The sequence below is a fragment of the Pseudomonas sp. LBUM1670 genome, from assembly GCF_059695695.1.
On sequence record NZ_CP166783.1, the window covers coordinates 4,489,158 to 4,502,352 of the forward strand.

Annotated in this window: 11 protein-coding genes and 1 pseudogene; 8 read left to right on the forward strand and 4 right to left on the reverse strand. The window is 58.8% G+C overall.

The genetic code is table 11. From position 1 onward, the window contains the following. Window positions 1-117 precede the first annotated feature (117 nt). Complete coding sequence (locus tag ACA073_RS20440; RefSeq protein ID WP_497399039.1) at window positions 118-573, forward strand: DUF721 domain-containing protein; 456 nt, start codon at window positions 118-120, stop codon at window positions 571-573. A 185-nt stretch (window positions 574-758) separates the two neighbouring features. Here ACA073_RS20440 and ACA073_RS20445 read toward each other — a convergent pair whose 3' ends face one another. Beyond that, a complete protein-coding gene (locus tag ACA073_RS20445; RefSeq protein ID WP_497399041.1) occupies window positions 759-2,246 on the reverse strand; it encodes a helicase HerA-like domain-containing protein in 1,488 nt (495 codons plus the stop codon). Between the two features lie 186 nt (window positions 2,247-2,432). Between ACA073_RS20445 and ACA073_RS20450 the strand changes: the two are divergent. From ACA073_RS20450 to ACA073_RS20475, 6 genes and pseudogenes are all read left to right on the forward strand, one after another. Beyond that, window positions 2,433-3,464: pseudogene (locus ACA073_RS20450) on the forward strand (HAMP domain-containing protein); the annotation flags it as partial. A gap of 93 nt (window positions 3,465-3,557) precedes the next feature. After that, entirely contained in the window at window positions 3,558-4,322 is a 765-nt protein-coding gene (locus ACA073_RS20455) for a methyl-accepting chemotaxis protein (protein ID WP_430955024.1), read from the forward strand. A gap of 191 nt (window positions 4,323-4,513) precedes the next feature. Beyond that, entirely contained in the window at window positions 4,514-5,635 is a 1,122-nt protein-coding gene (gene gpgS, locus ACA073_RS20460) for an N-acetylglucosaminyl phosphatidylglycerol synthase (RefSeq protein ID WP_497399043.1), read from the forward strand. Beyond that, complete coding sequence (gene gpgD, locus ACA073_RS20465) at window positions 5,628-6,404, forward strand: N-acetylglucosaminyl phosphatidylglycerol deacetylase (protein WP_497399044.1); 777 nt, start codon at window positions 5,628-5,630, stop codon at window positions 6,402-6,404. The genes gpgS and gpgD overlap by 8 nt, the downstream gene beginning before the upstream one ends. Then, the gene (gene gpgF / locus ACA073_RS20470) at window positions 6,401-7,396 is read left to right on the forward strand and encodes a glucosaminyl phosphatidylglycerol flippase (protein ID WP_497399046.1); all 996 of its coding nucleotides are present in this window, start codon (window positions 6,401-6,403) and stop codon (window positions 7,394-7,396) included. Before gpgD ends, gpgF begins: the two co-directional genes overlap by 4 nt. Before the next feature lie 223 nt (window positions 7,397-7,619). Continuing rightward, window positions 7,620-9,002: an IS4 family transposase gene (locus ACA073_RS20475; RefSeq protein WP_497404001.1), complete on the forward strand. Its 1,383-nt coding sequence runs from the start codon at window positions 7,620-7,622 to the stop codon at window positions 9,000-9,002. A gap of 717 nt (window positions 9,003-9,719) precedes the next feature. Here the strand turns inward: ACA073_RS20475 and ACA073_RS20480 are convergent. Both ACA073_RS20480 and purU read right to left on the reverse strand, forming a co-directional pair. Further along, window positions 9,720-9,911, reverse strand: a complete 192-nt coding sequence (locus ACA073_RS20480) for a hypothetical protein (protein ID WP_497399047.1) — start codon at window positions 9,909-9,911, stop codon at window positions 9,720-9,722. Between the two features lie 86 nt (window positions 9,912-9,997). Then, entirely contained in the window at window positions 9,998-10,846 is an 849-nt protein-coding gene (gene purU, locus ACA073_RS20485; protein ID WP_017340494.1) for a formyltetrahydrofolate deformylase, read from the reverse strand. Window positions 10,847-11,183: 337 nt separating this feature from the next. Between purU and mvaT the strand changes: the two genes are divergently transcribed. Further along, a complete protein-coding gene (gene mvaT / locus ACA073_RS20490) occupies window positions 11,184-11,561 on the forward strand; it encodes a histone-like nucleoid-structuring protein MvaT (protein ID WP_007933316.1) in 378 nt (125 codons plus the stop codon). A 90-nt stretch (window positions 11,562-11,651) separates the two neighbouring features. Here mvaT and sbcB read toward each other — a convergent pair whose 3' ends face one another. Next, window positions 11,652-13,082 carry an exodeoxyribonuclease I gene (gene sbcB / locus ACA073_RS20495; protein ID WP_497399049.1) on the reverse strand — a complete coding sequence of 477 codons (1,431 nt, stop codon included), beginning with the start codon at window positions 13,080-13,082 and terminating at the stop codon, window positions 11,652-11,654. Window positions 13,083-13,195 lie beyond the last annotated feature (113 nt).

Below are 13,195 nucleotides of genomic sequence, written 5' to 3' on the forward strand. Positions count from 1 at the left end.
CGCTTACGGCAGAAGTTACTTGTTGATTTAATGGGTAAAGCGCGCGCAAAGCAATGGGTCGGGTGCATCCAGTGCTTTCTGCTACCATGGCGGCTCTGTTACTTCAGGTGTCTGATCATGGCATTTCGCCCTCTCACGGCCAGAGCACCCGCCGTTCTGCTTCGCGAAGCCAAGCCGCTCAAAGCCATCTTTGGCCACGCTCAACGCCTGGGTCATTTACAACGTCTGCTGGAAAGCCAATTGCAGCCCGCCGCCCGCGAGCATTGCCATGTGGCGTCGTGGCGCGAAGGCAGTTTGTTGCTGATTGTCACCGATGGTCATTGGGCAACGCGTCTGCGTTATCAACAGAAGCGTCTGCAACGGCAGTTACAGATGTTTGATGAATTCGCCAGCCTGACCCGGATTCTGTTCAAGGTGCAGCCACCGACCGTTCAGCAAGGGGCGGCGGGGCATACCATCAGTTTGTCCACCGATGCTGGTGCCACCATTCAGGCTACGGCTGACGGGATTACTGACCCCAACCTGCGAGCAGCGCTTGAGCGATTGGCGGCTCACGCCAAACCCAAGGATTGATTTAAATCAAATGTGGGAGCGAGCTTTGTGGTGAGGGGATTTATCCCCGTTCGGCTGCGAAGCAGTCGTAGATCCTAACAACTCGGTGTGGATGAAAGAATGACGGGGCCGCTTCGCAGCCCTACGGGGATAAATCCCCTCACCACAAGGCTCGCTCCCACAGTTTTTTTGACCGTGGTGCCCTGTTAGCGACGTTTGTTGCCGCCGAGCAGCGAGCCCATCAGCCCGCGCACCAACTGCCGCCCCAACTGATTGGCCGCCTGTCGCATCGCCGATTTCAGTGCCTGCCCTGCGGCCGTGCCGAGAAACTCCCCGGCCTTGTCGGTGAAGCTCGGCTCCTCCGGCGCAGACTTGCCCGGTGCTGTTTCGGCTTCTGGTGCCAGCCCTTTACGGCCCATCAACACCTCATAGGCCGACTCACGATCAACCGGTTTGTCATACCGACCCTTGAACGGCGAACCGGCGATCAGCACCGTGCGCTCGGTTTCGCTCAACGGCCCGATCCGCGATTGCGGCGGTGCGACCAGGACGCGCTGAACCATCTCCGGCGTGCCCTTGTCCTGCAACGTGCCGACCAGCGCTTCGCCAATCCCCAGTTCAGTCAACACCGACAAGGCGTCGAACGCCGGGTTCGGCCGGAAGCCATCGGCCACGGCCCGAAGGGATTTCTGTTCCTTGGCAGTGAACGCGCGCAAGCCATGCTGGACGCGCAGGCCGAGCTGCGCCAGCACGTCATCCGGCAAATCGCCCGGCGACTGGGTGACGAAATACACGCCCACGCCTTTCGAGCGAATCAGCCGCACCACCTGCTCCAGACGTTCCTGCAACGCCTTGGGGGTATCGGCAAACAATAAATGCGCCTCATCGAAAAACAGTGCCAGCAGCGGTTTGTCGGCATCGCCGCGCTCCGGCAGTTCCTCGAACAGTTCGGCCAGCAGCCACAAAAGGAAAGTCGCGTAGACCTTTGGCGCTTCGTGCACCAGACGACTGGCATCCAGCAAGTGAATGCGCCCGCGACCCTCGGCGGTTGGCTGCAGAATGTCTTCGAGTTGCAGTGCCGGCTCGCCAAACAACGCTTCGGCGCCCTGTTGTTCCAGAATCGCCAGCCGCCGCAACAACGCCTGACTCGACCCCGTGGTCATCAGCGCGGCGTCGTCCCCCAGCAATTCGGGGTGGTCACGCAGGTGATTGAGCAGCGCCTTCAGGTCCTTCAGATCCAGCAGCAGCAAGCCTTCGCGGTCCGCGACCTTGAACGCGGCGTACAACGCCGACTGCTGACTGTCGGTCAACTCCAGCAAGGCGCCAATCAATAGCGGTCCCATTTCGCTCAAGGTGGTGCGCAATGGATGACCGGACTGACCGTGAATGTCCCACAGGGTGACCGGATAGGCCTGAGGCGTGTGATTCAGCCAGGGCATCCCGGCGATTCGCTCGGCAATTTTGCCTTGAGGGTTGCCGGCCGCGCCGAGACCGCACAGGTCACCTTTGATATCCGCCGCAAACACGGCCACGCCGGCATCGCTGAACGCTTCGGCCAGTCGTTGCAAAGTGACGGTCTTACCGGTCCCGGTAGCGCCCGCGACCAGACCGTGACGGTTCGCCAGGCGCATGGCCTGGGCGATCGGTTGCCCCGCGAGATCGGCACCGATAACGAGTTGCGATGAATCAGGCATTTGGTCACCTTTGGTTAATCTTTGATCCAGCATGGCCGATAGCGATAGTTGTGAGACTCATCCAAAAACAGTGTCGGTAATCCCTAAGGAGAGGACGGAAACATCAGCTTGTTTTCATTACCGCCCGTTTTGCGTGCCTTTATAAAAGCATGCCCTAATAATAAGACCTTAGCGGAACCCCAAGCCATGAACAAAAATCTGCGCTTCAGCCATAAAATCCTGCTTGCCGCCGCCCTCATCGTCATTGCCGCGTTCGCCTCGTTCACGCTGTACAACGACTATTTGCAGCGCAACGCCATTCGCGAGGACCTGAACAACTATCTCAATGAGACGGGCGATGTCACCGCGAATAACATCCAGACCTGGCTCGCGGGCCGCATCCTGCTGATCGAGAGCCTCGCTCAGAACATCGCCCTCAATCCGGCACAAGCCAATGTCGCCAATCTGCTTGAGCAGAAAGCCCTGACGTCGACCTTCATGGCGTCCTACCTGGGCGACGCCAGCGGCAGCTTCACCATCCGCCCGGATGCAAAAATGCCCGACGGCTTCGACCCACGGGTTCGCCCTTGGTACAAAGGCGCGGAAAGCAGCAGCACCTCGACCCTGACCGAACCGTACATCGACGCAGCCACCGGCCAACTGATCATCTCCATGGCCACCGCCTCGAAAAAGGCTGGCCAAAGCGTCGGCGTAGTGGGCGGCGACCTGAGCCTGCAAACCCTGATCGACACCCTCAGCGCCCGTGATTTCGACGGCATGGGTTATGCGTTCCTGGTCAGCGCCGACGGCAAGATCCTGGTGCACCCGGACAAAGCGCTGGTGATGAAATCCCTGGTCGAGGCGTACCCGAAAAACACCCCGCGCATCAGCCGCGACTTCAGTGAAGTGGAGGTCGACGGCAAGACCCGCATCGTCACGTTCAGCCCGATCAAAGGCCTGCCCTCGGTCAACTGGTACATCGGCCTGTCGGTGGATAAAGACAAAGCCTTCTCGATGCTCAGCGAATTCCGCGCCTCGGCGGTCGTTGCGACCGTCATTGCGGTTGCGATCATCATTGCCTTGCTGGGCATGTTGATCCGCCTCCTGATCCAGCCGCTGCACGTCATGACCCGCGCCATGGCCGACATCGCCGACGGCGAAGGTGATCTGACCAAGCGCCTGACTATCCAGAACAACGATGAGTTCGGCCTGCTCGGCACCGCATTCAACCGTTTCGTGGAGCGCATTCACGGTTCGATCCGTGAAGTGTCCTCGGCCACCGGCCAAGTTAACGAAGTTGCCCTGCGCGTGGTCGCGGCTTCCAACTCGTCGATGTACAACTCCGACCAGCAAGCTTCGCGCACCAGCAGCGTCGCCGCCGCGATCAACCAGCTCGGCGCCGCCGCCCAGGAAATTGCACGCAACGCCGCCCAGGCGTCGAGTCAGGCCAGCGATGCCCGCAGCCTGGCCGAAGACGGCCAACAAGTGGTGGATCGCAGCATTGTTGCGATGAACCAACTGTCGAGCATGCTCAGCGCCTCCAGCACCAACATCGAATCGCTGAACAGCAAAACCGTGAACATCGGACAGATTCTCGAAGTGATCACCAGCATTTCCCAGCAAACCAATCTGCTGGCGCTCAATGCCGCTATCGAGGCCGCCCGCGCCGGTGAAGCCGGGCGTGGTTTTGCCGTGGTGGCCGATGAGGTACGCAACCTGGCACACCGCACGCAGGAATCGGCGCAGCAGGTGCAAACCATGATCGAGGAGCTGCAAGTCGGCGCCCGCGAATCCGTCAGCACCATGAGCGACAGCCAGCGTCATAGCCAGGACAGCGTGGAAATCGCCAACCTGGCGGGCGAGCGTCTGAACAGCGTGACCTTGCGGATTGGCGAAATCGACGGGATGAACCAGTCGGTGGCCACGGCGACCGAGGAACAGACGGCGGTGGTCGAGTCGATCAATGTCGACATTACCGAGATCAATACGCTGAACCAGGAAGGGGTGGAAAACCTGCAATCGACGTTGCGGGCGTGTTCGGACCTGGAGCAGCAGGCGGCGCGGCTGAAGCAATTGGTGGGTAGTTTCCGTATCTAGTGTCTGAACCGACCCCTTCGCGAGCAAGCCCGCTCCCACAAGGTCTTGCGCTAGACCTGTGGGAGCGGGCTTGCTCGCGAAGGCGGTCTGCAACACACCGCAAAAACCTCGCCGACATCCCCGCCACAAAACCCCAACCGAACATCTATCCTTCATAAAGGTCAACCAAGGGAGAACAACGGACCGGAGGAATGTTCATCGTGCATATCGCTGACATAACCATGTTCTACGCCCCTGCCAGCGGTGGCGTGCGCACTTATCTGGATGCAAAGCACCGTCGCCTGGGAATCAAGCCGGGCATTCGCCACAGTCTGCTGATCCCTGGGTCACACCTGAGTGAACAGGATGGCGTTTACACAGTTCCGGCCCCCGCCCTGCCGTTCGGCAAGGGCTATCGTTTCCCTCTCCGTCTCGCGCCCTGGCGCAATGTCCTGCAGGATCTGCAGCCCGATCTGATTGAAGTCGGCGATCCGTACCTCACGGCCTGGGCGGCGCTCGATGCCCGCCGCCAACTCGATGTGCCGGTGATCGGCTTTTATCACTCCGACCTGCCGCTGCTGGTCAGCAACCGCATGGGCAACTGGGTCACCCCCAATGTCGAGGCCTATGTCAGCAAACTCTACGGCAATTTCGACCGGGTGCTGGCACCGAGCCGGATCATGGCCGACAAATTGATCAGCCTCGGTGTGAAGAACGTTTTCGTCCAACCGCTGGGTGTCGACCTGCACACCTTCCACCCCGATGCCCGAGACCCGGGCCTGCGCGCAGAATTGGGCATCGATGAAAATACCCATCTGCTGATTTTCGCCGGGCGCGGCTCCAAGGAAAAAAACCTGCCGGTGTTGCTCGACTGCATGAAACGCCTGGGCCGCCGCTATCACCTGCTGCTGGTGGGTTCGTCGATGCCGGCGGCGGTGCCGGACAACGTGACCGTGGTCGATGAGTTCTGCCCGGCGGCGCAAGTCGCAAGACTGATGGCCAGCGCCGATGCGCTGGTACACGCCGGCGATCAGGAAACCTTCGGCCTGGTGATCCTCGAAGCCATGGCTTGCGGCATTCCAGTGGTGGCCGTGGCAGCCGGGGCTTTTCAGGAAATCATCAGCGCTGAATGCGGCCTGCTTTGCGCGCCGAACAACTCAATGGCGATGGCCAACGCCGTACGGGAGCTGTTCGGTTCGGGCAGTGCCGTTTTGGGCCAACAGGCCCGCAGTCATGTCGAGCGACAGTATTCCTGGGACACGGTGGTCAACAGCCTGCTGGGCCATTATCACGCCGTCCTCGGCAGCCATTGGCCGCAGATCGCCAATGGCTAAGCCCATGAACGCGCCCAGCCTGTTACTGGTGTTGCACGACGTCGCGCCGCACACCTGGGCCGATTACCAACCCTTTGTCGAAGACGTCGACGCCTTGGGCGAAGTGCCGATGACCTGGCTGGTGGTGCCGGATTTCCACAGGTACAACGATCTGGAGGCGCATCCGGGATTTCGGCGTTTGCTCACCAACCGTGTCGCCCGAGGCGACGAACTGGCGTTGCACGGCTATTTTCATTGCGATGAAAGCCCGTCGCCTCACACCCCACGAGACTGGTTCATGCGCCGCATCTATACCCACGAAGGCGAGTTTTACAGCCTGTCTCGGGAAGCTGCCCTCGCCCGCCTGCGGGCCGGCATTGAAGTGTTCCATCGCTACCACTGGCCGCTCGAGGGTTTTGTCGCCCCGGCCTGGCTGATGAGCGAAGGGACGCGCCAGGCCTTGCGCCAGTTGCCCCTGAGTTACACCAGCGATCCGCAGCACCTGTATCGTCTGCCGGATTTCACCCCGGTAGATGCGCCGGGATTGGTCTGGAGTGCGCGCAGTGCCTGGCGTCGGGGTTTGTCAAAGCTGGTCAGCGATCAACGCGAACACCGCTGGCATCAGGCCCCGGTGATTCGCCTGGGGTTGCACCCGGTGGACATGCGTCACCCCTTCTCACGCAATTATTGGCTGCAAACCCTCAAGCGCCTGCTCGACGAGGGCCGCGTGCCGATGACCAAGGCGCGGTGGCTGGCGCTGCACAACGACCGTGCCGGTCGCGCCGCATGAACCGCGCAATTCTACTGTTTGTCGCGCTGCTCGCTGCCGTGCTGATTCCTCTGTTGCTCGGCGGTAACCAGACCTGGTCGCGACTGCAGGGTTTTCCATTGACGTGGCTGTTGATCATGTTCGGCATGATCCTGCTGTGCTGGGTGGTGAACACGATGCGCTTGCGTCTGTTGCTGGGTGATCAGCGCGATAAGGTCAGCCCGGTCAAAAGCCTTGGCGTGGTGATGGCGGCCGAGTTCGCCTACTGCGCCACACCGGGCGGCAGCGGCGGACCGCTGACGATCATGGCGCTGCTGGCACGCAACGGCGTGCGCCCGGCCCGGAGTAGCGCGGTGTTCGCCATGGATCAACTGAGCGATCTGCTGTTCTTTCTCTGCGCGTTAAGCGGGATTTTGATTTATGCGCTGTTCCAGCACCTCAGCGAACGGATGGAATGGTTGCTGATTGTCAGCGCCGGGTCGATGTTCGGCGGGTTGCTCAGTTGCGTAGTGATCGCGCGTTACCACCGACTGCTGATCCGTTTGAGCGGGCGGTTGCTCGTTCGTCTTAATGTCAAAGGCAGCACGCGAATGCGTTGGGCGCGAAAACTCCTGCATTTTCTGGCGGCGTTTACTGACACGCTGAAGTTGCCCTTTCAGACGTTGATCAAGGTGTTTGCCCTGACCTGTGTGCATTGGATGCTTCGGTACAGTGTGTTGTATCTGGCGTTGCGCGGGCTTGGCGCGGATTTGCAGTGGGCCTGGAGTTTTTTGATTCAGATGCTTTCGCTGAGTGCGGGGCAGTTCAGCCTGTTGCCGGGCGGTGCTGGGGCGGCGGAGCTGACTTCGGCGGCGCTGCTGGCGCCGATGGTGGGGAAATCTACGGCGGCGGCGGCGATTTTGATTTGGCGGGCGGTGACTTATTACTTTTATCTGGTGGTGGGGGGGCCGGTGTTTTTGTTGATGCTGGGGCGGCCGCTTTTGAAGAAGTTGATGAGGTTTAGGCAGGTTTAGTGGGTTTTGATTGTGTACATATCCGTTTCTGCGGTGATGGCGGCTATTGGTTTCGCCCTTATGGCGAGTCACTTGGAAGAGCCCCAAGTAACCAAGGGCTCTTGCCCGAATGGCACTTACTTAGCTGCCGGCAACGTCATTTACGCTGTGAAATTGGAGAAGGCTGGCCTTGGTCTACGGTGATAGTTGCGAACACACGCCGAAAACCAAGGACACAGCCCAGATGAATCGTAGACGCCAAATTGTTCAGCATCAACAACATCGCCTGCGTCAGCACGCCTCCAACGCCGACGCCTACGCATTCTTCGATTTGCTCACGGCCCCGCAGCTATTGCCCGTTGTAGAGTCCTCACTGCCCGAGCATCGGGAGCGGTTGTTTCCGCCGACCGAAACGCTTTCCATGTTTCTCGCCCAGGCGATGGGGGCTGACCGCTCCTGTCAGAATGTCGTCAATGATTTTTCAATAAAACGCGTCTGTGGAGGCTTGAGCCCTAGCAGTACCAGGACCGGGGCCTATTGCAAAGCCAGAAAACGACTGCCTGTCGAAATGGTCTCTACATTGCTCCATCACACGGGCGCGTTGATCAGCGATCATGCCCCGACATCCTGGCGCTGGCTGGACAGGCCGGTACGACTGGTGGATGGCACTACGATCAGCATGCCCGACACGGCGGCAAACCAGGCCGCCTACCCTCAATCTCGTGGTCAGAAAGTCGGTATTGGTTTTCCACTGTCTCGAATGGTCGGTATCGTTTGTTTGTCCAGTGGCGCTGTCTTAAATGCTGCCGTGGGCCGTTTCCAAGGCAAGGGCGGGGATGAGCAGACGCTCCTCAGGTCGATGCTGGATACGCTGAAAACAGGCGATATCCTTTTGGGCGATGCCTATTACGCCACTTATTTTCTGCTTTGCGAATTACAGCGCAGAGGCGTGGACGGTGTGTTTGAACAATACGGTATACGTCGGCGCAGTACTGACTTTCGACTGGGCCAAAGTTTGGGCACAGAAGATCACCTGATCGAATATCAAAAACCTGCGCGACGACCTGTGTGGATGAGCCAGCGGTATTTTGAACAGGCCCCGGAGCGATTGCAGGTTCGGGAACTTAGAGTGGATGGCAAAACCTTGGTTACCACCCTGAGGTGCCCCAGGCAGGTACCGAAGACGGCGCTCAAGTCGCTGTACAAGAACCGCTGGCATGTGGAGCTGGACTTACGCAATCTCAAAGCGACGCTGGGCTTGGGGAAGCTGAGCTGCAAGACGCCGGATATGGCTATCAAGGAGCTGTGGGTTTATTTACTGGCGCACAACCTGATTCGAATGATCATGGCGCAGTCGGCCGCACTGGCAGACTGTTTGCCACGAGAGCTGAGCTTCAAGCACAGCCTCCAGCTTTGGCTGGCACTGAGGCAATACGGCGATCCCGGAAGAGACAATTTTTTAACATTGCTGGAATTGATCGCCCAACGACGCGTTGGAAATCGCCCGGGCCGCATCGAGCCGCGTGCTGTTAAACGACGACCCCAAGCCTACCCTTTGCTGACCAAGCCACGTTCGCTGGCAAGGGCAGAGGTTCGGGCGAATGGTCATCCGAAACACGTTAAGTAAGTGCCATTCGGCTCTTGCCCCTTTCGTTCGGTGCCTCGCTAAGGCTCGGCATGCCCTCGCTCCGGTCCTGCTCCGTGGGCCCGCCGCGATCGGCCATCCATGGCCGTGCGCGGCCTCTCGAGGGGGCGACTACCGCAACAGCAAAACGAGGCGGCCTGTGGGCCGACCTGGGCATCAAGCGGGCGCGCTTCGCTGACTTCATCGTTCACATAATCTGGACTTGCAATGAGTACCTGTGGGAGCGGGCTTGCTCGCGAAAGCGGTGGGTCAGACAACATTTATGGCGACTGACACTCCCTCTTCGCGAGCAAGCCCGCTCCCACAGTTAGATTTTTGTGGGGCATGGCATTGCTGTTCACCGTTCACCGCCGATGACCTGACCGGACTAGACGTCAGGTCGGCTCTCAGGCCGCCTCGCTTTGGCTTTTGATCTTCTTGCCCCCTCGAGAGGCCGAGTGGAGGTTCTGCGCAGTGGGCAACCCGGCATGGATGCCGGGTTAGCCGCGCACGGCCATGGATGGCCGATCGCGGCGGGCCCACGGAGCAGGACCGGAGCGAGGGCATGCCGAGCCTTAGCGAGGCACCGAACGAAAGGGGCAAAAGCGCTTTGGTTACTTTCGCGCTTTTCGAAAGTGACTCGCCGTAAGGGCGAAACCAATAGCCGCCATCACCGAAGAACCGGATATGTACCCAATCAAAGCGCCCGCACGCCAAACCTCAAGGTCGCTTCGCCGGCAAGCCAGCTCCAACAGGCTCAGAATCCGGATTCAACTCCTCCCACAACTCCACCGCCCCCGGAAACTCCGTGCCATCTTCAGGACTCAAGTCATCCGGATCATAGCGGCTCAAACACCCCTCCCCCAACGTCGCGGGAGCCTTGGAAACAGCTTTGTCGAGCGGATCGGCCATAGTCAAATCCTCAGTGCAGAAACGGCGAAGGGCCTGAAGCGATTGAACGCCCAGGCCCTTCGAATTTCAACCGTATCGTGCGGGTATCAGAACACCACGGTTTTGTTGCCATGCACCAGCACCCGGTCTTCCAGGTGATAACGCAGACCACGGGCCAGCACCATCTTCTCGACGTCACGACCGAAACGCACCATGTCTTCGATGCTGTCGCTGTGGCTGACACGCACAACGTCCTGCTCGATGATCGGGCCGGCGTCCAGCTCTTCAGTCACGTAGTGGCACGTCGCACCGATCAGCTTTACCCCACGCAGGGAAGCCTGGTGATAGGGTTTGGCACCGACGAACGACGGCAGGAAGCTGTGGTGAATGTTGATGACTTTGTGGGCATATTCACTGCACAACTCGGGCGGCAGGATTTGCATGTAACGGGCAAGTACCACCACTTCGGCTTCGTGCTGTTTGACCAGGCGCGAGACTTCGGCGAACGCCGGTTCTTTATCCTGTGGATTGACCGGCACATGGTAGTAAGGAATACCGTGCCATTCGACCATGCTGCGCAAATCGTCATGGTTGGAAATCACGCAGGAGATTTCGCAGTCCAGTTCATCGCTGTGCCAGCGGTGCAGCAAGTCAGCCAGGCAATGAGACTCGCGGCTGGCCATCAACACCACGCGCTTTTTCTGCGCGGTATCGGTGATGCGCCAGTTCATCGAGAACTCTTCGGCAATCGGCGCGAACGCTTCGCGGAAGGCCTCGATACCGAAAGGCAGCGAATCGGCACGAATTTCGTGACGCATGAAGAACCAGCCACTGAGATTGTCCGAGTGGTGGCTCGCTTCAGTGATCCAACCGTTATGTGACGCCAGAAAGTTACTGACTTTAGCAACGATGCCGACGCGGTCCGGGCAAGCAATCACCAGCCGAAAAGTGCGCATGAGGGGGAAACTCCAGAACTTCGCAAAGGCCGCCATTCTAGCGATTGCGCGGAAAAACTGCAGTATAGATGACACCTTGCGTTGTGCCAGGGCGGCTGGCACAAGCGTTGAAGCACCCGCTCACCCGCGCAATGGTGCTCTTGTTGTCAATCTTCAACTGCTCAATTGTGAATATCTGTGATACCGCGCCACACTACTTAACTGCACATCCAGTTTGTGCCCTATTCACCACAACTAATTTAAATAAACTCCGGTTTAATGTTTACTTGATGAAACACCCTGACTATTATTGCCGCACTGTCCCCTGCCATCCAGCGCCCTACATAAGGTAGTCCTCATGTCCTTGATCAACGAATATCGTGCCACCGAAGAAGCTATCAAAGAGCTGCAAGCCCGTTTGAAGAACCTGTCCCAAGACGACAAACTGCAAACCGAGCTGGAATTCGAAGGCAAACTGCGCACCCTGATGGGCGAATACTCCAAGTCCCTGCGTGACATCATCGCGCTGTTGGATCCAGAATCCAAAACCAAAGCTCCACGCGGCGGCGCAGTAAAAACTACTGGCACCAAACGCGCTCGCAAAGTTAAACAATACAAAAACCCGCACAACGGCGAAGTCATCGAAACCAAAGGTGGCAATCACAAAACTCTGAAAGAGTGGAAAGCCAAGTGGGGCGGTGACGTGGTTGAAGGCTGGGCTACCCTGCTGGGCTAAGCCGCAACGCTTTTCGCCGCGACAAAAAAGAACGCCAGCAAACGCTGGCGTTTTTTTATGCCCGGTATTCAGAGCCGGGCACTTTCATTTTCAAAGATTCAAACGTTTGCGCAATGCCTGGACATAATTGCTCCACTCGTTGAGCACGTTTTGCTGGAATGGCGTCGCAGTAATATTCAAGTGGGCCGCGGCCTCTACAAAAGTTTCCAGCGTATTGGGTGCTCCCCACTCAGGATCTGACAAACGTTGCTGACAGAATATTCGCCAACGATCTTGCTCCTCGAAACTCAACGTATCGGGAAAGTTACGCGCTCGATATCGAAACAATAATTCGGGCAAACGTTCATCATCGAAAGGCCAGTGTTCCTTTGCTAATTGCGCCGGGTCAGCCGCTCGGACTTGCTCACAAAGGCGCCGATCCCGATCACCAATAAATCCATCGTATAACTGTTGCTCAGGGTCCTGGCTCTGGGTGAAATCTTCGCTGGCATAAATCGCCTGAACTTTATCTCGCCAAACTTGTTGTGCGTCACTTAGCCGCAGCGCGCGCTCCTGATAAAGCGCCATATCCAGTCCGAGGCGTTGCTGATCATCGGGACGAAGTACCGACAGCGGCGCCACCACCGGGCATTTGTTGATATGGATAAGCTTCAGTGGCACCGGCAACTCGCCCGCGGCCAAGTCGTCGCGACGGGTATACAAGCGCTGGCGCAAGGTGTCGGCGTCCAGATCAAGCAAGCCCTGCGGGTCCAGGTGCAGATCACACACAATCAACGCGTTCTTGTTGCGCGGGTGCCAGGCCAGCGGCAGCACCACGCCGACATAACTGCGCGCCGCCGAAAAGCGCCCGGAAATGTGCACCATCGGTTGCAACAGCCGAATCTGATCCATCACCTTTTGTTTACCGCGCAACTGAAACAGCCAGTCGTACAGCTTCGGCTGTTTTTCCCGAATCAAACGGGCCAGCGCGATCGTCGCGCGAACGTCCGACAGCGCTTCGTGGGCGTTGCCGTGATCAATGCCATTGGCTGCGGTCAGGCGTTCGAGTTTGAGCGTGACCCGACCCTCGTCATCCTTCGGCCAGACGATGCCATCCGGACGCAAGGCATACGCCGCGCGCACCACATCGATCAGGTCCCAGCGGCTGTTACCGCCCTGCCACTCGCGCGCGTACGGGTCGAAAAAGTTGCGGTACAGACTGTAACGAGTCATCTCGTCGTCGAAACGCAAGGTGTTGTAACCCGCGCCACAAGTGCCGGGCGCCGCCAGCTGGGCATGCACCCGGGTCATGAAATCAGCTTCGCTCAAACCGTGCCCGGTCAATTGGCCGGGCGTGATGCCAGTGATCGCGCAGGCCGCCGGATGCGGCAGGATGTCTTCACTGGGCTGGCAGTAAAGGTTGACCGGCTCGTCTATTACATTGAGATCGAAATCCGTGCGAAGCCCCGCCACTTGCAGCGGACGGTCGCAACGGGGGTTGATGCCGGTGGTTTCATAGTCGTACCAGAAGATCGAGGTCACGGGCTATTCCTGAACTGAAGATCGGCGAAGTCTAGGCGTTTGCATCCCGCCCCGGCCAGTGATCTTGCATTCAATCATCTCTGGCCACGCACCGTGCAATACATAGTTATGTC